The organism is Halopelagius longus (assembly GCF_900100875.1).
GTDB lineage: Archaea > Halobacteriota > Halobacteria > Halobacteriales > Haloferacaceae > Halopelagius > Halopelagius longus.
Genome location: NZ_FNKQ01000003.1, coordinates 739,886 through 762,704, shown reverse-complemented (window position 1 = coordinate 762,704; position 22,819 = coordinate 739,886). Strand labels below are relative to the sequence as shown.

Genomic DNA, 22,819 nt, shown 5'->3' with positions numbered 1-22,819 from the left:
ACCGGATTCCGATTAAACGCTTCGGAACGTCCGTTTCTCGCCGTTTACGTCGAATTACGGTTCGTCGTTCGTCGAATCCGTCGGGGGACGGCGCAGGGGTCATCGGCGGGCGAACGCCGGGGAGAGCGGTCCCGGAGGCTTTTTCGACGCACGTCGCTTCCGTTGGGGTATGAGCGACTTCGACAAGGAAGCGGAGCGACGGCGACTCCGCGAGAAGTACGAACAGGACGACTCCCGCCGTCAGGAGACGGCGCGGATGAGCGAACTCCTGTTGAAGGGCGCGACGATGACGAACAGACACTGCGACGACTGCGGCGCCCCCATCTTCCGCTATCAGGAGCAGGAGTTCTGTCCGAACTGTCAGGGCGGCGGGTCACGAGACGCGAAGGCCGCCGACGCGGACGCGGCGAACGGCGACGCCGCCGGAGATGCGGAGTCGACCGCCGCGGACGCCTCGACCGCCGCAAACGCCACGGACGCCGCGGCGTCGAACGGCGTCCGAAGCGACCGTCAGGCGGAGGCGGGCGGCGAGACGACGCCGGCCGAGAACGGGGTCGAAACCGGACGGGGGTCGGCCGCGTCGCCGGAAACCGACGAGACGGTCACTTCGACGGGTACCGCCGGGCACTCGGGCGCGTCCGCCCGGCCGTCTTCGTCTCGGGGGTCGCCCTCGCCGTCGCCCGACTCCGCACAGAGCGACCGAACCGGGACCGTCACGGAGGCCAGAGAAGCGCTCCTCCGGGCGGTCACGACGCACGCGACGCGCGGCGAGTCGGCGGACGACCCGCGCCGCGCCCGCGAACATCTCGCCGCCGCGCGAGAGGCCGCCGAGGCACTCTCCGCACTCGACCGGTAACCGCCGGAACTCCCGTCACTCTCTTCTCTGACCGTCGGATTCGTCTCGCAACTCTCCGAGTCGAGAGGCCGAAATTGGAAAAAGGGGGAATGGGGCCGACGACCACTCGCCGGGTGGGGGAGTGGCGGGGGCGGGCCGACCGGGGGAGGGTCGGCGCCGGGTCGTCGGGTGTTACGCTGTCTGAGGGCCCACTATCGGGCCGACGCCGACCGTCGAGGAGTGGTCGTCCTCCTCGTCGTCCGCATCGACGCTGAAATGCTCGAACGACGTGAACAGGTCACGCTCCCGGGGAGGTTCGTCCTCCTCCACGTCGAACATCTCGCGGTAGGGGTCGTCGGGGGCGTCCGTCTCGTGTTGGGGGGCACCGTAGCGAACCCGCTGCGGGGGTTCCTCGGCGTCCGAACCATCACGGCTGACGGACGTTTCGTATTCCGCAGATGAGGTACTCATCTTCGAGTTACAGGTCTCGGCGCGACACATATAGCCGTTTCTCCTAAATCAAAGAAATGCGGAATGAACGCGTCCGATTCGAGAACTGTTCATAAATTCGGAGTGGGAGAATCGGACGTATGTTCAAAATGAAACGTGGAGCGGAGGAGGCGCTTACTCGTACGCCGACCCGACAACTTCGCGGATGCGAGCGGCCGTCACCTCGCCGACGCCCGGCACGTCGAGGAGGTCGTCCTCGCGGGCGGTCATGACCGCTTCGACGGTGCCGAACTCTTCGAGGAGATTCTGGGCGGTGACGGGGCCGATGTCGGCGATGGCCGAGACGACGTACTCCTGCTGTTCGGCCAGCGTCTTCGCGCTCTTGCCGCCGTGGACGCTGACTGAGCGTTCGCGTTCGGTCTGTTCGCGCGAGGCGATGGTGTCGAGCAGTTCGGCGGTGTCGTCCTCGCCTCTGGTCTGAAGGACGCTCACGTCGAAGTCAACGGCGAGAGACGCGAGTGCGCCGCGAATCGCGCCGGGGTGGATGTTGCGCTCCTCGTAGAGGCCCTCGCCTTCGAGGATGAGGATGGGCCGGGCGTACGCCCGCGAGAGGTCGCCTATCTGCTCGAATATCGACCGCTCCTCGCCGACGAGGGTGTCGAGGAAGTCGGCGACGGACTTCCGCTCGACGGCGACGCGGTCCGAGAGGACGTAGTCGCCGACGGCCAACGTCTCCAACCGCGTCTCGATGCCGTCGCGCGTCGAGAGGTCCTTGGCGATGGAGGAGTCCAGTTCTCGCTGGTCCACGACGATTTCGACCGTCTCGTCGTCGCGTCCGGCGGTGGCGACGACGCCTTCGTCGCCGTCTCCCGCGTCGTCCGTCTCTTCGCTCTCGCCGTCGGCCTCCCCCTCGGCGCGGGCAATCTCCTCGTCCGTCGCGCCGAAGTCGGTCAGCCCGACTTGGCCGTCCGATTCGTCCCCTGCGTCGCCGTTTTCGGAGGTGTCGTCGGCGGACGCGTCCGCCGACTCGCCGTCGTCGGCCGTCGCGCCGTTCTCGGCCGGGGGTGCGGCGGCGTCCGCCGTCGTATCGCCCTCCGCGGCGGAGAACGCTTCGAGCCCGGTCTGTGCGTCGTCCAGTTCGTCCTCCACCTCCTCGGCGACGCCCTTCAACTCACGCAACTCGGACTCCATCTCCTTCTCGCGGCGGCGCGATATCCAGAAGTACGCCTCGTCGCGGGTGTCCTCCGCGAGCAGGACGACGACGCGGCCCTTCGCCTGTCTGCCGGTCCGACCCTTCCGCTGGATGGAGCGAATCGCCGTCGGGACGGGTTCGAAGAAGAGCACCAAATCGACTTCGGGCACGTCGAGACCCTCCTCGGCGACGGAGGTGGAGACGAGCACCTCGAACTCGCCGTTTCTGAACTCGTCTAACGTCTCCTGTTGCTCCTTTTGGGTCATGCCCTCGGACCCGTCGGCGTCGCCCTGTCCGACGAACCGGTGCGTGTCGAAGCTCTCGCCGAGGAACTCCGTCAACGCCTCCGCGGTGTCTCTGGACTCGGTGAAGACGATGACGCGTTCGCCGTCCTCGATGCCGAGCGTCTGCGCAAGCAGGATGCGCGCGCGGGAGAACTTCGGGTGGATGCCGTCGAACGATTCGGCCTTCCGCATCGCCTCCCGAACCTTGGGTTCGGCGACGAGTCTCTGACTCGCCTTCGACGCGCCCGAGGACCGCGCGGCGTTTCGCTGGCGTTCGAAGTACCGGCGGACGGACTCGACGGACTGCGTCTCGACGAGTTCGACGGCGCGCCGGAGTTTCATCACCTCGGCGTGGGTGGACATCCCCTTGTACCCCTCCGATTTGTCGGCGTTCATCAGTTTCTGGAGTTCGGCGCGCATCCCGTTCAACTGCTTTTGGGAGACGTCGGGTTGGGTGGTGTTGGCGACGCCGAGGGACTTCAACATCTCCAGGCGGTCTTTGATGACCTCGTTGAGGGCGTCCCGCATCTCCAGAATCTCGTCGGGCAGGTCGATTCGCTCCCACTCCACGTCGGTGTCGTGGGTGTACTCGTCGACGTCGGCGTCCTCCTCGGTCATCACCTCGACTTCGGTGATGCCGAGGTTCTCGCACACTTCGAGGATGGCCTCCTGGTCGCCGCCGGGGGACGCGCTCATCCCCGTCACGAGGGGGTTCTCGGCGTCGTCGTGGTAGCGTTCCGCGATGTAGACGTACGCGTAGTCGCCCGAGGCGCGGTGGCACTCGTCGAAGGTGAGATGCGTCACGTCGCGCAGGGAGACGCGGTTGCCGATGAGGTCGTTCTCCACGACTTGCGGCGTGGCGATGACTATCCGCGCGTCCTCCCAGAGGGCCGCCCTGTCGTCCGGGCGGACGTCGCCGGTGAAGACGACTATCTCGTCGTCGGGTATCGAAAGCGCCTCGCGGTAGAAGTCCGCGTGCTGTTGCACCAGCGGTTTCGTCGGCGCGAGGAACAGGGCTTTGCCGCCGACGTCGTGGAGTCTGTCGGCGGTGACTAAGAGACTCACCGTCGTCTTACCGAGACCCGTCGGCAGGCAGACGAGGGTGTGCGCCTCGCGCGCGGAACCCGCGAGCCGAATCTGGTAGAGTCGGCGTTCGATGAACTCGGGAGTCAGGAGGGGGTGGTCGACGTATGCGGGGTCGTCGGTGGCCGCCATCGTACACGCTTCGGCGTCGTCGCGAATAAGGCTTAGCGAACCGCGGTGTAACTGAAAGCCGCCGTGTCGGCGGTCAGTTCGGGTGTCCGCGCTCTCCGTCTCTGCGGACGTCGGCCGCCTCGCGCGTCGCGTCCTCGGACTCCTCTCCGAGCGAATCCGGGAGCGACGCTCCGACGAGGTCGGCCCACTCCGAGAGGCGAGTGCGGTGGCTTCGGCCCATAGTCCTCCTTAGACGGTAGAGTCTCAACGGACGTACATAACGATTTTGCCCGGAGAGCGACGTATCAGACGACCTGTTCGCCGTCGTCGTCGTACAGTTCGATGGCGTCGACCGGGCAGACTCGGGCGGCGAACTCCGCCTCGAACTCCTCGCCCTCGGGAACTTCGAGGACGAACACGCCGTCTTCGGTCTCCTCCGCGCCCGCGAGGTCGGCCTTCCCGTCGTCTACGTTCTTCTCGAACGCCTCCCACTCGTCGACGCACTGGAACATGCCGATGCACGTGTCCCGGTCGTACTCGATTCGCATGCTCGCACTTGGTGGGTCCCTCACATATGCGTGACGACGACGGTCGGACGGCCCCGGCACTTTACGACCGCGCGGCCGTCCTACGCGACGTGGACCGAACAGCGTCTGACTCCGCCGCGGACGGAGCGAGCGAGCCCGTATCTCGGGAGGGCGGCGAGACGGTCGACGCCGGCGTGTTCGTCTCGCACTCGCCGTCGGCGGACGCGGACTCGCTACGGGCCTTCGGCGACAGGATGACCGCGGACGCGCGAGGCGAACTCCGGCGGGCGACCGGCGTCGAGTGGAAGTTCTACGAGGAGGACCCGAACCGCCTCAGCGACGGGGGCGCGCGCCGTCCGTCGGACTTTCTGGAGGAGGCGACGCTCAGGATGGTCGACGGCCCGTACGACGTGATGGTCGTCGTGACCGACGCGCCCCTCGTCTCGACGCGAAAGCGCGTCGTTCCGGGGTTGGCGTCGCCGGTCGGACGCGTCGTCGTCGTCTCGACGCGACGACTCGTCACGTCGCCGCGGGACCAACCGGTTCGCTCGCTCGACTCCGAATCCGTGCGCTGGAACGCCGCGCACCTCCTCCTCCACCTCCTCGGCCACGTACTCGACGCCGACCACGACGCCGGAGGCGGGGTGATGCGGCCGTTCAGGTTCGACCCCGAGCGTCGGAGCGCCGGGGAGTTCGGGTCGGCGGCCGAACGACGCCTCCGTCGAACCGGGCCCGACATCCCCGACACCGAGGACGTCGATACCGTCCGGAATCCGCTCGGCCGGGTCGCGTTCCACGCGAAGAGCGCCGCGTCGAACGCCGGCTACGTCGTCCGCTCTCTGGTTCGGAACCGCGCGCCACTGCTCTCCCTCTCGCTTCCGGGGTTGACCACCGCCGCCGTCGCGCCGACGCTGGTGCTGGTGTTCAGCGCAGAGACGTGGGACGTGGGCGTACACATGGGCGACGCGACGGCGGCGGGGTTCGCGGCGATGAGCATCGTCGCGGCGACGCTGTATCTGACGTTCGCGCAGAACCTGTTTTTCCCCCGCGACCCCCACCGGGTGGTCACCGAGCACATGGCGCTCTTGAACGTCGTCGTGTTGGCGACGGTGTTCGTCGCGGTCCTCGGCCTGTTCGCCTTGGTCGGACTGTTGATGCTCGGCATCGAACTGCTCGTCTTCCCGCAGGACCTCATCAGCACGTGGCCCTCCTTGGAGGACCCGGTGGTGACCTCGTGGGACCTCGTCCGGACGGCCGCGTTCGTCAGCACTATCGGCGTCGTCACCGGCGCGATAGCCGGCGGGTTGGAGAGTCGGACGGTCGTCCGCCACCTCGCGCTGTTCTTGAATCGCCCCTGAGTCGGCGACCGAGGGGGCGACGCGGGGGCGCGACCCGACAGTTTAAATCGGGTGACGCGCCAACCAAACACGATGAAGACAGCGGACCTCGCGGGACTCCCGCCGGGCGTCCCCGAGCATCTCCGCGACGAGGGTATCGAGGAGCTGTACCCGCCGCAGGCCGAGGCCGTCGAGGCCGGCGTGACGGCGGGCGAGAGCCTCGTCGCGAGCGTTCCGACGGCGAGCGGTAAGACGCTCGTCGCCGAGTTAGCGATGCTCTCGGCGGTCGAACGCGGCGGGAAGGCCCTGTACATCGTCCCCCTTCGCGCGCTGGCCTCCGAGAAGAAGGCCGAGTTCGAACGCTGGGAGGAGTACGGCATCGACGTGGGCGTCTCCACGGGAAACTACGACTCCAGCGGCGAGTGGTTGGCCTCGCAGGACATCATCGTCGCCACCTCGGAGAAGGTGGATTCGCTCGTGCGCAACAACGCGCCGTGGGTGGACGACCTCTCCTGCGTCGTCGCCGACGAGGTGCACCTCGTGGACGACAGCCACCGCGGCCCGACGCTCGAAGTCACCCTCGGCAAACTGCGGAAGATAAACCCCGGACTGCAGGTCGTCGCCCTCTCGGCGACGGTGGGCAACCCCGAGGACATCGCCGAGTGGTTGGACGCCGAACTCGTCGAGTCCGAGTGGCGACCCATCGACCTGAAGATGGGCGTCCACTACGGCAACGCCATCACCTTCGACGACGGGAGCCAACGGGAGGTTCGCGTCGGCAAGGGCGACAGGCAGACGCCCGCACTCGTCGCGGACATCTTAGACGACGACGGCGACGGGGAGGACGACGACGGCGGCGGGTCGAGCCTCGTGTTCGTCAACTCCCGGCGCAACGCCGAGGCGTCCGCGAAGCGACTCGCCGACGTGACGGAGAAGCGACTCACGAGCGAAGAGCGCGGCGAACTCGCGGAAATCGCCCAAGAGATTCGCGACGTGTCGGACACCGAGACGAGCGACACACTCGCGAACTGCGTGGCGAAGGGCGCGGCGTTCCACCACGCCGGCCTCGCCGCCGACCACCGCAGTCTCGTCGAGGACGCGTTCCGCGAGAGGCTGATAAAGGTCATCAGCGCGACGCCGACGCTGGCGGCGGGCGTCAACACGCCGAGTCGGCGCGTCATCGTCCGCGACTGGCAGCGCTACGACGGCGACTTCGGCGGCATGAAACCGCTCGACGTACTCGAAGTCCACCAGATGATGGGACGGGCCGGACGCCCCGGACTGGACCCCTACGGCGAGGCGGTCCTCTTGGCGAAGAACGCGGACACGCGCGACGAACTGTTCGAGCGGTACATCTGGGCGGACGCCGAACCCGTCCGGTCGAAACTCGCCGCCGAACCCGCGCTTCGGACTCACCTGCTGGCGACGGTAGCCTCCGGGTTCGCACACACCCGCGAGGGACTGCTGGAGTTCCTCGACCAGACCCTCTACGCGACGCAGACGGACGAACCCGGACGCCTCGAACGGGTGACCGACAACGTCCTCGACTACTTGGAGGCGAACGGCTTCGTCGAACGCGACGGCGACGGCGTCACCGCGACGAGCGTCGGCCACACCGTCTCGCGACTCTACCTCGACCCGATGAGCGCAGCCGAAATCATCGACGGCCTGCGGTGGGCGAGCGACCACCGCGAGGAGAAACTGCGCGAACTCGAAGGCGAGGCGGACGGCTCGGCGCGCGAGAACCGCGCCGACGCGGAGGTGGACGCGGACGCGGGGTTCCAACGCGCCAGCGAGATGGTGCCCGAGGAGGGAACCGACGCGGACGGCGACGGAGGCGGCGACGCCGAGAGCGACGACGACGTCGAGTTCGAGACGGACCGCACGTACCCGACTGCGCTCGGCCTGTTCCACCTCGTCTGCCGCACGCCGGACATGTACCAACTGTACCTGAAGTCGGGCGACAGGGAGGAGTACACCGAACTCTGCTACGAACGCGAACCCGAACTGCTCGGGAACACCCCCTCGGAGTACGAGGACGTGCGCTTCGAGGAGTGGCTCTCGGCTTTGAAGACGGCGCGTCTGCTCGAAGACTGGGCCGACGAGGTGGACGAGGACCGAATCACCGAACGCTACGGCGTCGGGCCGGGCGACATCCGCGGGAAAGTCGAGACGGCGGAGTGGTTGCTCGGCGCGGCCGAGCAACTGGCGGGCGAAATCGACGCCTCCGCCACCGTCCCCGTGCGCGAGGCGAAGATGCGCGTCCAGTACGGCGTCCGCGACGAACTCATCGACCTCGCGGGTATCCGCGGCGTCGGTCGGAAGCGCGCCCGCCGCCTGTTCGAGGCGGGCATCCAGACGCGCGCTGACCTCAGAGAGGCCGACAAGTCCGTCGTCCTCGCGGCCCTCCGCGGGCGGCGGAAGACGGCCGAGAACGTCTTGGAAGCCGCCGGTCGCAAGGACCCCTCGATGGACGACGTTCGGGAGGCCGACGCCGAGGACCTCCCCGAGGCGACGTTCGAGACTGCGAAGGACCGCCGCGAAGACGGCGACGGGGAGGCGGACGACCCCGAAGAGCAGGCCAGCCTGGGTGATTTCGGATGAGACTCCTGGAAGGCGTCGCGTCCGTCGCCGACGTGGGCGAGTTCGTGGCGACGGTGGGCGACATCTCGGAGGAGACGGAGACGACCGTACAGGCGTTCGACGCGCGGTACGTCGTGAGCGAAGCCCACCTCCGGCGCGCGGTGGAACTCGCCGACCGGTCGTTCGAGAGAGGCGAGAACGTCGCGCGCGACAGGGCCGTCGAGATACTGCTGTACGCCGCCGGCCGCAGGCAGATAGACGACGCCCTCGCGATGGGCGTCTCGCCGGGGGAGACGCCCGTCGTCGTCCTCGTAGAGGGGTCCGAGGCGGGCGAGGACGCCGCCGCCGCGGCAGTCGCGGAGCGACTCGACTTCGAACCGGCGGAGACGCTCGGCGACTACGACGAATCGCTCGTCAGGGAGTTCTTCGACGTCGGTGACGCGGAGTTAGCCACCGTGGACGGCGATTTGGAGTCGCTCGTCCTCGAACGGGTGGCGCTCCTCGTCGTCGAGAAGTGACGGCCGGAACCCCTTCGTTTCGTGTCCAGAGTCGGACCTGTTCGAGCACTGCCCATCCCCATCGTTTCGACTGGAAACCGGGAGCCGGCGCGTCGACGGGGCCGAAATACCCTCCAGTCGAAGCGGACCCCCGAATCCGCGCGCGGCGTACGAGAGCGGCGTCGGACGAGAACGGCGAGAGAAGTAGTCCCGTCGGGACTACCGGTGACTTCCTCGTAGCGGGTCGTCGGTTGAATACCTTACGATAGCGAGCACGGACGCCCGAGCGGAGTTCGGACGCGAAGACGGCGGGAGCGTGGGATAGCGGCGGGATTCGAGCGCGCTCCGGACGCCCCGCGCCTACACGGAGAACCCCTGTCCGAACCGCGGCGGTCCCTCTCCGTCGTTCTCCACGACGAGGGGTTCGTTCCCCTCCTCGAACATCTCTTCGAGGGAGTCCCGCCTGTCGCGTTCCGCCGCGGAATCGACCATCGCCCCGCGGTGAACGGCGCGGGCCGCGGCGAGGTTCTCCTCCGAGAGCGAGAGTTGCTCCCGGAGCGTCGTCCAGATGCCGTCCCCGTAGAGGTAGTAGGCGTCGTCGTCGTGCCACCCGTAGTTGTGTTGCGAAGAGAACTCGTAGGTGTCGTCGGTGCGTTCGAGCGCCTCCTGTACGCGTTCGAGCGTCTCCGCTACCTCCGCTTCCGACACGTCGTGCTCGTCCGCCGCGTCCGCGACTCGGTCGGACGAAAACGGGTGCTGGTGGTCTGTCACGGGTATCGAACTGGTTCACGCGGCACCCATAGAGAGTTAACGGCGACTCCGCGGTTTCGGGGCGACTCCTAGCGCACGACGGGGCCCCGCAGGCGAATCGGCTCCCCGTGCGGTCGTCCGGAGACGGCGACGGCGCGGAGGGTCGTCTCGGTCCGAAGTTCGACGTCTCGGGCGTCCGAAACGGGGAGCACGTCGCCCTCGCCGAAGGCGTCCCCGTCGGCGGTTCCCTCGCCGGAGACGCCGTAGAGGAAGCCCGACCACCCGTCCGGAACCGACCACGTCCACGCGTCGGCGACGCGGGCGTCGAGGTACTCCATCGGCGTGCGGAGTTCGAGGGGCGAACCGTCGCCGACGACGGTGGTCACCGTCGCGCCGTCCGACTCTTCCGTCGGGAGTTCCTCGGCCGACGCGTCCGCGTAGTCCGCGTCGGCGTCCTTCTCCGCGCGCGGGAGGTTCACCCACAGTTGCAGGCCGTTACAGGCGTCACCGTCCGCGGAGAACTCGGAGTGCTGGATGCCGCCCCCGGCCGTGATCTGCATCCCGTCGCCCGCGTAGGCGGTGTGTTCGACGCCGAGGGAGTCCTCGTGGTCCATCCCGCCCTCGAGCATGTAGGAGACTATCTCGAATCCCTCGTGGCGGTGCATCGGGAACCCGGCGTTCGGGTCGATGTAGAAGCGTTCGAAGAGGACGAACGGGTCCAGGTGCGCCGGGTACGCGTTCGTCGGGAACGCTCGATTCGAGTTCACTCCGCTCCCGTGTCGAACCGTCTCGCCCGAAACCGGGTCGGTCCGACTCGTCGCCGTCTCGTCTGTGTCCATACCGTCTCCGAGCGGTCGCCGACGGATAAGCGCCGAGTAAGCGGAAACCGAAACCGGTCGTCCATCGGACATACGCGCTCTCGGAACGCCTCAGACGGAGAGTTTCGGGTGTTTCCGGCCGGGATGGCGAAGAGACAGCGCGGCTACCAAAATGCGGTTCAGGAAATCTTCATGGCCGCACGAGCGATAGTCGAAGACGCAATAATGAGCTACGAACTCGACCCCCTTCCGTACGATTACGACGCGCTGGAACCGCACATCTCCGAGCAGGTGCTGACGTGGCACCACGACACCCACCACCAGGGCTACGTCAACGGCTGGAACTCCGCCGAGGAGACGCTCGAAGCCAACCGCGAGGACGGCGATTTCTCCTCCTCGCCCGGCGCGATTCGGAACGTCACCCACAACGGGTCGGGGCACATCCTCCACGACCTGTTCTGGAACTCGATGTCGCCGGAGGGCGGCGACGAGCCCTCGGGTGACCTCCGCGACCGCATCGAGGAGGACTTCGGCTCCTACGACGCCTGGAAGGGCGAGTTCGAGGCCGCCGCGGGTAACGCCGGCGGCTGGGCGCTCTTGGTGTACGACTCGTTCTCGAACCAACTGCGCAACGTCGTCGTCGACAAGCACGACCAGGGCGCGCTCTGGGGTTGGCATCCGATTCTGGCGCTCGACGTGTGGGAGCACTCCTACTACCACGACTACGGCCCGGCCCGCGGCGACTTCGTCTCGAACTTCTTCGAGGTCGTCGACTGGGAGGAGCCGTCCGCGCGCTACGAGCAGGCCGTCGAACTCTTCGAGTAAGCGTACCGCGGGGGAATCCTCTACCGTGGGTCCCTCTCTACGCTCGGTGCGAACGGGGTGACGTGGCGGTCGAACGGAACGCGTTCAGTTCTCGTTCGCCCGCATGAAGAAGGCGATAGCCGCGCCGAGCAGCGTCATATTCTGCAGGAACGACGTGAGTTCTTCGCCGCGAGACTCCTCGTCGACGGCCCAGAAGTCGTGCATGACGGGCGTCACGCCCGCGAGGAACGTCGCGACGCTCGCCGACGCGAGTCTCGGGAACTTCCACAGGCCGATTCCGATGCTCCCGCCGAAGAGGAGGCCGCTGGCGGCGGGGACGAGTTTGTCCGCCTCGGGGACGCCCTTCGCGTCGGCGTAGGCGATTCGGCCCTCCAAGTTCGTCAGGTTTCGGAGCGCGAGCGTCGCGAGTCCGCTCGCAAAGAGGAGGCGACCGAGACGGGACGGTGCACCGCGGGTCTGTGAGTCGGTTTCGGACACGAAACGGGGTACGGGCGGAGAGAGGATAACGGCCGGGCTTGCCGACGGACTTTCCGGTATCTGCGTCGGCGACGAATCGTTCACGAGTCTCGTCCGGTTGTGGTACGAAAAGCACCGCTACGCGGTTTGACGCCGTAGAATCGAAGTAGTCCCACCAGGATTCGAACCTGGGTCGTTGCCCCCAGAAGGCAACAGGATTGGCCACTACCCCATGGGACTAGGGTTGCACCCCTACGTACCCCGTCGGGGTTTGTAAGCGTTGCGCGTTCGGATTACCGTGCGAACACGCCCCACAGCGGCCGAACGTGCATAATCCACCATCTATTTACCCGTGTCCTGTACACCCTCGTGTATGTACGTCGGACGTTTCATCGTCGTCGGCCCCGACTTCGGCGCGTACCGCGTCTCGTCCCGTTCGTTCCCGAACCGCCGCATCGTCGACCGCGACGGAACGCTCACCGTCGCGCCGACGCCGGACGCCCCCGAGAGCGACAACCCCTACATCTCCTACAACTGCGTCCGCGAGGGCGGCGACGCCGTCGTCGTCGGCAACGGGTCCCACGTCGATCCTATCGCGGAGAAACTCGACTTAGGTTACCCCGCCCGCGACGCCCTCGCGGAGTCGCTTCTTGCCCTCGACTACGAGAAGGACGACTACGACACGCCGCGAATCGCCGGTGTCGTCACCGACGACGACGCAGAGGAGGACTCGTACGTCGGCGTCGTCCGCCGCGACGCCCTCCTCGTGAAGGCCGTCTCGGAACCGACGCTGGTCGCCACCTACGAGGAGGACGCGCCGACGCCCGTCGAGTTCGAGGCGTCAGACGCCGAGTCCGCGGCGTCGGGCGTCTACGAGATGGAGTACGAACACGCCGTCTGCGCCGCGGGCGTCACCTACCGCGACGGCGAGGTGGCGGTGGCCGTCGAGAACGGCCCCGACGGCGACGGGGAGTAGTCGCGGCGCGCGACGGAACGGACGCGAATTTTTCCCGCTGGCGACCCTACTCGGAGCCATGCGAGTCGGCGTCATCTCGGACGTGCACGGGAACAAAGTCGCGTTGGACGCCGTCCTCTCGGAGATGCCCGACGTGGACGCACTCGTCAACGCCGGCGACGTGGTGGGCTACAACCCGTGGCCGGCGGAGTGCGTCGAGGCGATGCGCGACGGCGGCGTCCCGACGGTGATGGGCAACCACGACCGGGCGGTGGCCTCGGGGTCGGCGTTCCGGTTCAACTCCATGGCCGCCGCCGGCGTCGAGTACGCCCGCGACCGGTTGGACGACGACGCCTTGGCGTGGTTGCAGGATCTACCCGACGAACGTCTCGCCTGCGACGGCCGCGTGAAACTCGTCCACGGCCACCCCGAGGACCCGGACCGCTACACCTACCCCGACGAGTTCAGCGCTCGGATGCTCGGCGACGAGGACGTACTGGTCCTCGGCCACACCCACGTCCAAGGCCACGAGACGTTCGACGAGGGCGTCGTGATGAACCCCGGCAGCGTCGGCCAACCGCGCGACGGCGACCACCGCGCCGCCTACGCGGTGGTCGATTTAGACGACCTGACCGTCGAAGAGCACCGCGTGGACTACGACATCGAGGAAGTCGTCGAGGCGGTGAACGACGCCGGCCTCCCCGAGCGAATCGGTCTCAGACTGTACGACGGGCGGTAAAGCGCAGAGTAGGTTACTCGCGAAAAGCGAGTGTCGCGAGTTCAGAACTCGTCTTGGACTATCTTGAGCGTCTGCTCGCGGTCCTCCCACGCGACGAAGATGGCGACGGAGGTGGCGGAGGTGATGACGTCGTGGATGTTGATGCCGGCCTCCGAGATGGGTTGGACGATGTCGAGGATGACGCCCGGACTGTTCGGGAGTTCCCCGCCCGTCACGCGGATGACGGCCACGTCGTCGTCGACGGTGACCGACGAGAGGGTGTCCTCGGCGACGACTTTCGAGTGAAGCAGGTTCTCGGCCTCCTCGGCGCGGTCCTCGGTGACGTAGAACGTCACCGAGTCCATCCCCGAGGCGACGGCGTCGATGTTGATGTTGGCGTCCCGAAGCGACTCCGAGAGGTCCGCGAGGATGCCCTGTCGGTTCCGAATCGACCGCCCGGCGACGGTGATGCAGGCGAGGGAGTCGTCCTGCATATCGATGAGGTTCTCGAACTCCCCCTCGATGAGGGTGCCGCCGGTCAGCAGGTCGCCGTGCTGGTAGTGGACGACGCGGACCGCGAGTTCGTCGTCCTTGTACGACAGGGCGGACGGCGCGACGACTTCCGCGCCGCGGAACGAGAGGTTGCGGAGTTCGTCGACGGTGATGCGCCCGACGTTGCGCGCGCCCTCGACGACGCGCGGGTCGCCGGTCATGACGCCCTCGACGTCGGTGACGATGACGACTTCGTCGGCGCCCATGTACTTGCCGAGCATCACGGCGGTGGTGTCGGACCCGCCGCGGCCGAGCGTCGTTATCTCGCCGTCGTGGTTCTGCGCGAGGAAACCGGTGATGACCGGGACGACGCCGTCCAACTCGGCGGCCAGTTCCGCCGCGCGTCGCCGAGTCGCCTCGACGTCCACCTCGCCGAGGTCGTTCGTGATGACGGGCCACTCGTCGCTACCGGGTTCGACGAACAGGGCGTCGACGCCGCGAGAGGAGAGGGCGGCCTTCAGCATGCGGACGCTGGTTCGCTCGCCCATCGAGACGATTTCGGCCCGGTCGCGGTCCTCCGCCTCGAACTGAATCTCCTCTAAGAGGTCGTCCGTCGTGTTCCCCATCGCGGAGGCGACGACGGCGATTTCGTGGCCCTGCCCCACCGCGGCGGCGATGGAGTCGGCCGCGCGGTTGATTCGGTCGCCGCTTCCGAGCGAGGTGCCGCCGAACTTCGCGACTACGCGCATCGGTCGACCCCCGGTTCGATTTCCGGACGAGAGCGTAGAGACTGGTGCTCGAACATGGCGGGGGCTAACGTGGGATAGCGTATAACTGTGTCTCCACGTTCAACCGTTGCCGAAGCCGACAGGTGCAGATACCATAGTATCCCGCGGGCGAGAACGCGACCCCCGGTGGGCGTTCGTTCCGCGCGGAAGCCGAAACGTCTCACCGAAATCGAGTGTCGCCTTCTCGGAAACGTACGTGTATTTAAGCCGAGTCGAACTGTACGACCGCCATGGACGCGGACGTGCGCGACGCTGTCGAGGCTGACGCTCCGGAACTCGCCGCCATCGCGGACTCGCCGGTGGACGTGATGCGAAACGTCGTCCACGACAGGACGGTCCGCGTGGCGGAGAAGAAACAGGGCGGAACCGACCCGAACGTCGACACCGACACCGACTCGGCCGACTCGTCGCTTCTGGGGTTCGTCTCCTTCGACGTGAGCGGTCAGACCGTCCACGTCACTCAACTCGGCGGGTCCGTCGAGGCGTGCGAACGACTCCTCGGAGAGCCGGTCCGGTTCGCCGCCCGCGAGGGGATGACCGTCGAGTTCGTCGTCTCCGAGGCGGACGACGACGTTCGGGAGGCGGTCGAGAACGCCGGGTTCACCGCCGACGGTCCCGGCCCGCAGTTCGACGGCGGGCCGACCGTCCGGTACAGTCTCGACCCGAACTGAAGGGGTCCGCCGGCGGGTCGGCCGGGAGGGTCAGGCGAACTTTCTGACGGTCATATCGAGCGTATCGAGGTCCACGATGGGCGCGTACCCCGCGTCGGGGTCGATGTTGACGGACTTCTGGAAGTCGGTCTGAGACTGCCAGCATCCGGAGTTGACCGCGAGGACGTTGTGGTACTTCCCCCAGCCGAGTTTGTGGACGTGGCCGGTGTGGAAGATGTCCGGCACGTCGTCGACGACGAGGTAGTCCTTCTCCTCGGGCGCGAGTCGGAGGTGCCCCCCGTACTGCGGGGCGACGTGGCGCTTCTTCAGCAGTTGGTACATCGCCTTGTGCGGTTCGTCGTAACTGGCCTTCTCCTCGGGGAGTTCGGCGATGACCTCGTCCAAGGAGACGCCGTGGTACATCAGCACTTTCACGCCCTCGACGGTGACGAGGGAGGGGTTCCCAGAGATGCGGGCGTCGTGGACGTCCATGATGTCTCTGAGCGTCTCGTCGAACCCGGGTTGCGGTTCCGCGAGGCGGACGGCGTCGTGGTTCCCCGGAATCATCACGATCTCGATGTCGCCGGGCACCTGCTTGAGGTACTCCGAGAAGCGTTCGTACTGGTCGTAGATGTCGATGATGTCGAGTTCCTCGTCCTGATTCGGGTAGACGCCGACGCCCTCCACCATGTCGCCGGCGATGAGGAGGTACTCGACGGCGTGGGCCTCCTCGGTGTGGAGCCAGTCGGTGAAGTTGGTCCACGCGTCGGCCATGAACTCCTGGCTGCCGACGTGGACGTCGGAGATGAGCGCCGCCTGCACGTGGCGGTCCGCCGTGTTCGGCGCGTGCGTCCGCGGCACGTCCGGGAAGTGCATCGAATCGACGAACATGATGCCGGAGTCGTCCGCGAGCGTTCCCTCCACGGCGATGCACTCGTCCATGAGGAGTTCGTCCACCTGCGAGGCGAAGTCGCGGTCTTTCATCACCAGACAGGGGAACGTCCCCGTCGTGTCCTCCAGTTCGACGAGCCAGTGTCCGCTGGCCGTCGAGCGGATGTCGTTGACGAGTCCGATCATCGCGGCGTCGCTCCCGCCGGACATCCGCTGAATCGCCTCGGCGGGGCGGTGGTTCACCCGCCCGCGGAGGTGCGAGGAGAGCCGCTCGTAGCGGTCCTTGAACACCTTCACGAAGTCGGCGTACTCGCCGGTTCCGGTGCTCTGCCCGGTGATGTCGCCCGCGATATCGACGGGAACCGGCGACCGGTTCGCCTCCCGCCTTCGCCGTCCTCCCGTCGTTTCGTCTGGAGTCTCTATCGCTCTCGCCGCGGCTCCGTCGCCCGGGTCTCCACTCGAAACGGAGGGGTCGGGGGCGGGTGTCGAATCGCCGGTCGGAGACGCCGTCGGCGAGGGCGTCGTCTCCGCGTCCGCCGAACGCGCCGCGTCGAGGACCGCCCGAACGTCGGCGGCGGTGACGCGGAACGCGTCGTCGCCCGCTTCTTCCACCGCGCGCGCCAGCGCAGTCGCCGGGTCGGCGGCACCGGCGATGAGCGTCACGGCCTCCCTCTCGGCGTTGTAGCCGTGACGAGCGAGTTCCTGCACGATGCGCGACGGCGTCTCCAGAGGCACACCGGTCGAAAGCGGAGGCACAAGAAAAGCGTATTGAAACGCTGAACGGAACGTCTCGGTCGGACGAGACTCCCTGCCCAGAAAGTTGAAACCCGGCGACGGCGAAGCCGGGAGCGATGACTCACGACGAGGAGGAGTCGGGCGGTGACGCGGACCCCCCGCCTCTCTCACCCGAGGCGAGAGGGGAGTCGGGGGATGCGGACGACTTCTTCACTCGACTTCGGACGGCGGAGACGGGGGCGTTGGTGTTCGTCCGCGAAGTGGCGGTCAGTCTCTCCGTCGTCGTCGCTATTGGCCTGTTGCTCTACCTCGTTAGCGGCGTCTGGCCGCCGATGGTCGCCGTCGAGAGCGGGAGCATGGAACCGCACATGGAGCGGGGTGACCTCGTCTTCATCAGCGACCCCGACCGGTTCAGTCCGGAGTACGCCGTCGAACAGACAGGCGTGGTTCCGGTGGAAGTCGGCGAGGAGAGGGGGTACCGAACGCTCGGCGGCAACGGGTCCGTCGTCGTCTACGACCCGCCCTCCCGGTTCGGGTCGCCGATAATCCACCGCGCTCACTTCTGGGTCGAGGAGGGCGAAAACTGGTACAGCGAGGCGAACCCCGACTACGTGAACGCGGACAACTGCGCGGAACTGGACAACTGCCCCGCGCCGCACGCGGGGTTCATCACGAAGGGCGACGCCAACTCGCAGTACGACCAAGCCAGCGATATCGCGGAACCGGTCAAGAAGGAGTGGATAGAGGGCGTCGCCCACATCCGCGTCCCGTACCTCGGCTACGTCCGACTGAAACTCGCGGGACTGTTCCTCTCGACGCCCGTCGATACTCCGGCGTCGGTGGACGAGCCATCGTCCGTGGGCGAGTCATCGGCCGTGGACGAGTCATCGGCCGTGGACGAGTCACCGTCCGTGGGTGAGTCACCGTCGGTTGACGGTCCCGCGTCGATTGTCGATTCCGAACCCCTTCGCTTCGAGTCCACGCGGGAGACACTACTCGAGGTGAGAACGCTCGATACGGGCGGGAACGCGACGGTGGAGACGACGTTCGGTCCGCGACTCGCTGGCGCGTAAGTTCCAGTCGAACGAATGGTTCAGACTGGTTGACTTACATCAGTGATGACTATTAGTTGTCGAACCGGGCTTGGACGAACGGTTGCGCGTTCTCGATATCGCCGAGTCGGGAGTCCGAGAGGAGGACCGCCTCGGTTTCGTCGATGGGGACCGAAAGCGAGATCTCCTTCGTGCGGCCGTAGCGTCCCTTCGAGACGACGACGGCGTTGACGATGCCGAGCATGTCGAGTTCCGAGATGAGGTCGGTCACGCGCCGTTGGGTGAGCACGTCGGCGTCTATCTCCTCACAGAGGCGCTTGTAGATGTTGAACACCTCGCCGGTGTTGATGTTGCGGACGCCGTTCTTCTCCAAGAGGATGGTCGAAAAGAGGACGATCTTCGACTGGGTGGGGAGCGTCCGGACGACTTCGACCACTCGGTCGAGTTCTATCTTGTCTTGGGCCTGCCGGACGTGCGCCTCCTCGACGGTGTCGGACTGGCCGCGTTCCGCGAGTTCGCCCGCGGTCCGCAGAAGGTCGAGTGCGCGCCGCGCGTCGCCGTGTTCCTGCGCGGCGAAGGCGGCACAGAGGGGGATGACGTCGTCGGTGAGTGCGCCGTCTTTGAACGCCACGTCGGAGCGGTGTTGGAGGATGTCGCGGAGTTGGTTCGCGTCGTACGGCGGGAACACGATCTCCTCCTCGCCGAGAGAGGATTTGACGCGGGGGTCGAGGAAGTCGGTGAACTTCAGGTCGTTCGAGATACCCATGATGGAGATGCGGGAGTTGTCGAGTTCGGAGTTCATCCGCGAGAGGTTATAGAGGGTGTCGTCGCCCGATTTCTCGACGAGTTTGTCTATCTCGTCGAGCATGATGACGACGACGCGTTCGTTGTAGTCCACCGCGTCGAAGAACGTCGTGTACACGCGGTCGGTCGGCCACCCCGTCATGGGCACCGCCTCCATCTCCTCTAAGTCCTCTTCGAGCTGCGAAATCCGCTGTTCGACGGCGGCGACGGAGTCGAAGTCGGTGTCGGTCAGTTCGTTCACCGACTCCGCGGCGCGGGCGCGCAAGTCGCGGAGGCGGTCGAGTTCGCGTTCGATGTACGCTTCGTTCTTCTCGATGAACTTGTTTGCCAACTGTGCGAGGACGCGGTACTGCGTGTCGGTCACCTCGCAGTTGATGTACTCCACCTCGCAGGGAACGTCGTACTTCTGCGAGGTCGATTCCAGTTCCTGACTGACGAACTTCGCGCTCGCCGTCTTCCCGGTCCCGGTCTTCCCGTAGATGAGGATGTTCGACGGCGTCTCCCCGCGGAGGGCGGAGACGAGAATCGTCGCCATCTGATTTATCTGCTCGGTTCTGTGGGGGAGTTCGTGCGGCGTGTACGAGGGGCGGAGAACCTCCTTGTTCTCGAAGATGGGTTCGCCCGACAGCAGGTCGTCGAACAGGCCGCGACTGTCGCCGTCGTCGTCGTCGAGGACGACTTCGTCGAGGCTCACGTCCGGCGACCCGTCGTCCGTCCCGTCCGACGCCGCGGAGGGGCCGATGCTCTCTCTGATGTCGATGTCTTCGGCCGTGACCGGGTCGTCCCCGGACTCCGGCCGGCGGTCCGACGACCCCCGTTCGGCCGCGTCGTCGGACTGCGTCCCGCGGGACGGCCCGCCTCGTTCGTCGCCGTCGACGGTCCGACCGGCAGTCTCGTCTGCGGCCGAGTCGCCGTCCGCGGTCGAGTCGCCGTCCGCGGTCGAGTCGTCGCCGGCCGATGCGTCGTTTTTCGATCCCTCCCCGGTCGGTGCGTCACTGTTCGATGCGGTGCTGTTCGATTCGTCGTCGTCCGATGCGTCGCTGTTCGGTTCGCTACTATGCTGTGGTTCCTGTCCGCCGCGCTCTGTGCCGTCTTCGTCTGCGTCCCTGTCGCGCGGAGTGTCTTCGTCCATACGTGCATACCCCCCAATTTCGAGTGGAAAGCGGGCCGCAGACGGTGCACAGTCGGCGGAAGACGGTGTAGGACACCGGTACTCCGCCGTCGCACCGAAGACGGCGCGTCCAGATGATGCAGACGAACCAGACGAACAGGTGGTACTAAAAATTGTCTATCGGCATCAACGTTGAACGGTACGCGATGCCCACCGGTACCGTCGTTCGACTGTTCACTCGAGTGGAGATTTCGGATGGAGTTTGGTGACTGCGGCGACTCTCGTCGAGGACTGAGAGAGTCGAAAAACCGATAGACGCCGCGAATCGGCCCCCAGACTTCGACTGCAAACGTATCTTCCCCGGATGCCGGTGTGATACGGCCGTCTCATCCCGCGTTCCTTCCCGCCAGGAGGCCACCGTTTCGACTCCACGCCGTCTCGTCGCTCCCACCCCCACCCTCGTTTCCACTCGCGGAGGCGACGACGACACTCGCGTTCGAAAACGCAGGCGGGTCTGAGAGACGCGTTCGGACGCTACACCCCTTCGTTTCGACTGGAAACCGACGGTGTTCGGCTCGAACGCGAAGGCACGTATCCGCCGTTTTCCGGCTCGAATCTGCAATTTCGCGACGTAGTGTGTCGAGTGTTCTCGGAGGACACGCTCCGTCGGAAGGTCGGTTCGGGTTCGACACGAAACGTAGGGGAGTACCCCCACACCCCTTCGTTTCGGGTGGAACTGCCGAAAGGGCGGGTGGGGGTAGAAGCCGTCTTTCGAAGCGGGTGGTTTTATCACGTTGCCGTGGAAACAGTATCCGTAGAACAGAAAAGAGAGATATTATTGGCCGGGTCGCTAGTTGTATTAACTAGCATAGCCGTCGACTCGGTGACCCACCCCCCACCCTCACGAGGGTTTCCAGTCGAAACGAAGGGGTGGGGGTGTTCCGCCGATCGGCTCGGATTCGCTCTCCGTCCCGCTCGCCTTCTCCGTCTCTCCGTCCGACGGGCCCTCCCTTTCGTGTCCAGTGCGTCCGTTCGACCCACCGTGTTCTCTCGTCCGTCCTGCGTGCCCCGTGCGTTCACCGTCGCGTTCGTGTTCACCTTCCTCCGTTCTCACCGCCGTCCTGTCTCTCCCGTCGTCTCGTTTCTACCGCCGTCCCGTCTCTCCCGTCGCCTCCACCGTCGCTTCGTTTCTTTTCCCTTTCTCACCTCGCCCGTTCCGAGACGGTTCGAATCGAAACGGAGGGGCGGAGCGAGTCGGACGGTAGCGGACCTGGATCGATTCGACCGTCTTCCTTCAGACCGAACTCGCGCGCGCGGTGACTATCCCAATTTAGGTGTCAGTTAGTCCCGTCCTTCGGTCGAGGGAGTCGTTCCGCGGCCGAGGAACGTATCGGAACGACGCCGAGGCGACGAGATTCGACGGCTCTCCACCCGAAACTAGGGCGTCGAGACGTGTCGGGAGGACGTCGGTTCGACCGGGCGTCGTCCGTCGGCGCGGCGGCGAACGTGGACCGGTCGGACGACGGACGGTACTACTCGGACGACGGACGGTACTACTTCGGGTCGAACGGCGGAGTACGAGGTCCTAACGCCCTGTTAAACCTATTTCAATTCGAATAAATGAGGTGTGAAAATGACTGCCGTCTGACGTAGTGTTTAAGTGGGCCCGGAAATGTGGTACCTCCATACGCCCCTCCACGACGGAGTCGGGAGGTGCGGGAGGCTAGGATGGGTCTGCTCACAGATTTAAGAGACAGTATCTCACGGGTCGTCGACCGGATGTTCTCGGACGCAGAGCCGAGACGGATCGGCATTTACGGACCGCCGAACGCCGGAAAAACGACCCTTGCGAACCGTATTGCACGCGACTGGACCGGTGACGCCATCGGGCCCGAGAGCCACATCCCTCACGAGACGCGCCGCGCGCGTCGGAAGGAGAACGTGGAAATCGAGCGCAACGGCAAGAAAGTCACGATCGACATCGTCGACACTCCCGGTGTCACCACGAAGGTGGACTACAAGGAGTTCCTCGACCACGACATGGAGAAGGACGACGCCGTTCGTCGCTCCCGAGAGGCGACCGAGGGTGTCGCCGAGGCCATGCACTGGTTGCGCGAAGACGTCGACGGCGTCATCTACGTCCTCGACAGCACGGAGGACCCGTTCACGCAAGTGAATACGATGCTCATCGGGATCATCGAGAGTCAGGACCTACCGGTGCTCATCTTCGCGAACAAGACCGACCTCGAAGACTCGAACGTCCAGCGCATCGCGAACGCGTTCCCGCAACACGAGACCGTTCCACTCTCGGCGCTGGAAGGAAACAATATGGACGAAGTGTACGACAAGATCGCGGAGTACTTCGGGTGAGTATCATGCCTGAAGTCACACCCGGCAACACGGACGGAGTTCAAATCGACCTCATAAGCGGCGCCCGCATGGAGGGCCTGACCAGCATGGAGAAGATCAGGCTCATCCTCGACGGCGTCCGCGACGGCAACATCGTCATCCTCGAAGAGGGACTGTCGCCGGACGAGGAGTCGAAGCTCATCGAGGTGACGATGACGGAGATCAGCCCCGACGAGTTCAACGGTATCGAGATAGAGACGTATCCGCAGTCGAAGGCCGGGAGCCAAGGGTTCCTCGGCCGACTGATGGGCTCGGAGGAGACGAAGAAGCTCACCGTCATCGGCCCGGCGAATCAGATAGAGACGCTCCACAAAGACGAGAACCTCATCAGCGCGCTCGTCTCCCGACGCTGATCGAACGCGCGCACGCACGCGACACGAGTTCCCTCGTTCGAGACGGCTCGAACCGGGGGAGCGACGGACGCGCGACGCGCACGCGAACGCGGAGCGATAGACCGGCACACCAC

At 66.1% G+C, this 22,819-nt stretch carries 21 protein-coding genes and 1 tRNA gene; 11 read left to right on the top strand and 11 right to left on the bottom strand.

Annotated elements, in window-relative coordinates; genetic code table 11:
* The first annotated feature begins 169 nt into the window (after positions 1–169).
* Positions 170–856 (top strand): Sjogren's syndrome/scleroderma autoantigen 1 family protein, encoded by a 687-nt coding sequence (locus BLS11_RS14660; protein WP_092538484.1) that lies wholly within the window; start codon positions 170–172, stop codon positions 854–856.
* A gap of 171 nt (positions 857–1,027) precedes the next feature.
* Here BLS11_RS14660 and BLS11_RS14655 read toward each other — a convergent pair whose 3' ends face one another.
* From BLS11_RS14655 to BLS11_RS14645, 4 genes are all read right to left on the bottom strand, one after another.
* Positions 1,028–1,306 carry a hypothetical protein gene (locus tag BLS11_RS14655; protein ID WP_139172804.1) on the bottom strand — a complete coding sequence of 93 codons (279 nt, stop codon included), beginning with the start codon at positions 1,304–1,306 and terminating at the stop codon, positions 1,028–1,030.
* Between the two features lie 153 nt (positions 1,307–1,459).
* Entirely contained in the window at positions 1,460–3,976 is a 2,517-nt protein-coding gene (locus tag BLS11_RS14650) for a DEAD/DEAH box helicase (RefSeq protein ID WP_092538482.1), read from the bottom strand.
* A 73-nt stretch (positions 3,977–4,049) separates the two neighbouring features.
* The gene (locus BLS11_RS19500) at positions 4,050–4,196 is read right to left on the bottom strand and encodes a hypothetical protein (RefSeq protein ID WP_175454462.1); all 147 of its coding nucleotides are present in this window, start codon (positions 4,194–4,196) and stop codon (positions 4,050–4,052) included.
* Between the two features lie 64 nt (positions 4,197–4,260).
* Positions 4,261–4,503 (bottom strand): ferredoxin, encoded by a 243-nt coding sequence (locus BLS11_RS14645; RefSeq protein WP_092538481.1) that lies wholly within the window; start codon positions 4,501–4,503, stop codon positions 4,261–4,263.
* A gap of 26 nt (positions 4,504–4,529) precedes the next feature.
* Between BLS11_RS14645 and BLS11_RS14640 the strand changes: the two genes are divergently transcribed.
* The 3 genes from BLS11_RS14640 (at position 4,530) to cgi121 (ending at position 8,920) form a co-directional block, all read left to right on the top strand.
* The gene (locus BLS11_RS14640; RefSeq protein WP_245698914.1) at positions 4,530–5,840 is read left to right on the top strand and encodes a hypothetical protein; all 1,311 of its coding nucleotides are present in this window, start codon (positions 4,530–4,532) and stop codon (positions 5,838–5,840) included.
* 72 nt (positions 5,841–5,912) lie between these two features.
* Complete coding sequence (locus BLS11_RS14635; RefSeq protein ID WP_092538480.1) at positions 5,913–8,423, top strand: ATP-dependent DNA helicase; 2,511 nt, start codon at positions 5,913–5,915, stop codon at positions 8,421–8,423.
* Positions 8,420–8,920: a KEOPS complex subunit Cgi121 gene (cgi121, locus tag BLS11_RS14630; RefSeq protein WP_092538479.1), complete on the top strand. Its 501-nt coding sequence runs from the start codon at positions 8,420–8,422 to the stop codon at positions 8,918–8,920. Before BLS11_RS14635 ends, cgi121 begins: the two co-directional genes overlap by 4 nt.
* 339 nt (positions 8,921–9,259) lie before the next feature.
* On the opposite strand, the gene BLS11_RS14625 is transcribed toward cgi121, so the two are convergent.
* Positions 9,260–9,670 (bottom strand): DUF8048 family protein, encoded by a 411-nt coding sequence (locus tag BLS11_RS14625; protein ID WP_092538478.1) that lies wholly within the window; start codon positions 9,668–9,670, stop codon positions 9,260–9,262.
* 68 nt (positions 9,671–9,738) lie between these two features.
* Positions 9,739–10,488 carry a pirin family protein gene (locus tag BLS11_RS14620; RefSeq protein ID WP_092538477.1) on the bottom strand — a complete coding sequence of 250 codons (750 nt, stop codon included), beginning with the start codon at positions 10,486–10,488 and terminating at the stop codon, positions 9,739–9,741.
* A gap of 204 nt (positions 10,489–10,692) precedes the next feature.
* Here BLS11_RS14620 and sod point away from each other — a divergent pair, with 204 nt between their 5' ends.
* A complete protein-coding gene (gene sod / locus BLS11_RS14615) occupies positions 10,693–11,292 on the top strand; it encodes a superoxide dismutase (protein ID WP_092538626.1) in 600 nt (199 codons plus the stop codon).
* A gap of 84 nt (positions 11,293–11,376) precedes the next feature.
* Here the strand turns inward: sod and BLS11_RS14610 are convergent, their stop codons facing one another.
* Both BLS11_RS14610 and BLS11_RS14605 read right to left on the bottom strand, forming a co-directional pair.
* Positions 11,377–11,769 (bottom strand): DoxX family protein, encoded by a 393-nt coding sequence (locus BLS11_RS14610; RefSeq protein ID WP_092538476.1) that lies wholly within the window; start codon positions 11,767–11,769, stop codon positions 11,377–11,379.
* Positions 11,770–11,915: 146 nt separating this feature from the next.
* Positions 11,916–11,988 (bottom strand) — tRNA-Gln (locus tag BLS11_RS14605).
* A gap of 133 nt (positions 11,989–12,121) precedes the next feature.
* Between BLS11_RS14605 and BLS11_RS14600 the strand changes: the two genes are divergently transcribed.
* On the top strand, positions 12,122–12,724 hold the full coding sequence (locus BLS11_RS14600) for an IMP cyclohydrolase (RefSeq protein WP_092538475.1): 603 nt from the start codon (positions 12,122–12,124) through the stop codon (positions 12,722–12,724).
* A 58-nt stretch (positions 12,725–12,782) separates the two neighbouring features.
* Positions 12,783–13,442, top strand: coding sequence for a metallophosphoesterase family protein (locus tag BLS11_RS14595; protein WP_092538474.1), 660 nt, complete (start codon positions 12,783–12,785; stop codon positions 13,440–13,442).
* Positions 13,443–13,483: 41 nt separating this feature from the next.
* Here BLS11_RS14595 and BLS11_RS14590 read toward each other — a convergent pair whose 3' ends face one another.
* A complete protein-coding gene (locus BLS11_RS14590; RefSeq protein WP_092538473.1) occupies positions 13,484–14,662 on the bottom strand; it encodes an aspartate kinase in 1,179 nt (392 codons plus the stop codon).
* Between the two features lie 269 nt (positions 14,663–14,931).
* Here BLS11_RS14590 and BLS11_RS14585 point away from each other — a divergent pair, with 269 nt between their 5' ends.
* Positions 14,932–15,372 (top strand): hypothetical protein, encoded by a 441-nt coding sequence (locus BLS11_RS14585; protein WP_092538472.1) that lies wholly within the window; start codon positions 14,932–14,934, stop codon positions 15,370–15,372.
* 30 nt (positions 15,373–15,402) lie between these two features.
* Here the strand turns inward: BLS11_RS14585 and BLS11_RS14580 are convergent, their stop codons facing one another.
* On the bottom strand, positions 15,403–16,977 hold the full coding sequence (locus tag BLS11_RS14580; protein WP_092538471.1) for a DNA-directed DNA polymerase II small subunit: 1,575 nt from the start codon (positions 16,975–16,977) through the stop codon (positions 15,403–15,405).
* 116 nt (positions 16,978–17,093) lie between these two features.
* Between BLS11_RS14580 and BLS11_RS19495 the strand changes: the two genes are divergently transcribed.
* Positions 17,094–18,050, top strand: coding sequence for a S26 family signal peptidase (locus BLS11_RS19495; RefSeq protein ID WP_175454461.1), 957 nt, complete (start codon positions 17,094–17,096; stop codon positions 18,048–18,050).
* A gap of 52 nt (positions 18,051–18,102) precedes the next feature.
* Here the strand turns inward: BLS11_RS19495 and BLS11_RS14570 are convergent, their stop codons facing one another.
* A complete protein-coding gene (locus BLS11_RS14570; protein WP_092538470.1) occupies positions 18,103–19,965 on the bottom strand; it encodes a Cdc6/Cdc18 family protein in 1,863 nt (620 codons plus the stop codon).
* 1,707 nt (positions 19,966–21,672) lie between these two features.
* On the opposite strand from BLS11_RS14570, the gene BLS11_RS14565 reads away from it, so the two are divergent.
* On the top strand, positions 21,673–22,314 hold the full coding sequence (locus BLS11_RS14565; protein ID WP_092538469.1) for an Era-like GTP-binding protein: 642 nt from the start codon (positions 21,673–21,675) through the stop codon (positions 22,312–22,314).
* Positions 22,315–22,319: 5 nt separating this feature from the next.
* A complete protein-coding gene (locus BLS11_RS14560) occupies positions 22,320–22,706 on the top strand; it encodes a DUF2073 domain-containing protein (protein ID WP_092538468.1) in 387 nt (128 codons plus the stop codon).
* Positions 22,707–22,819 lie beyond the last annotated feature (113 nt).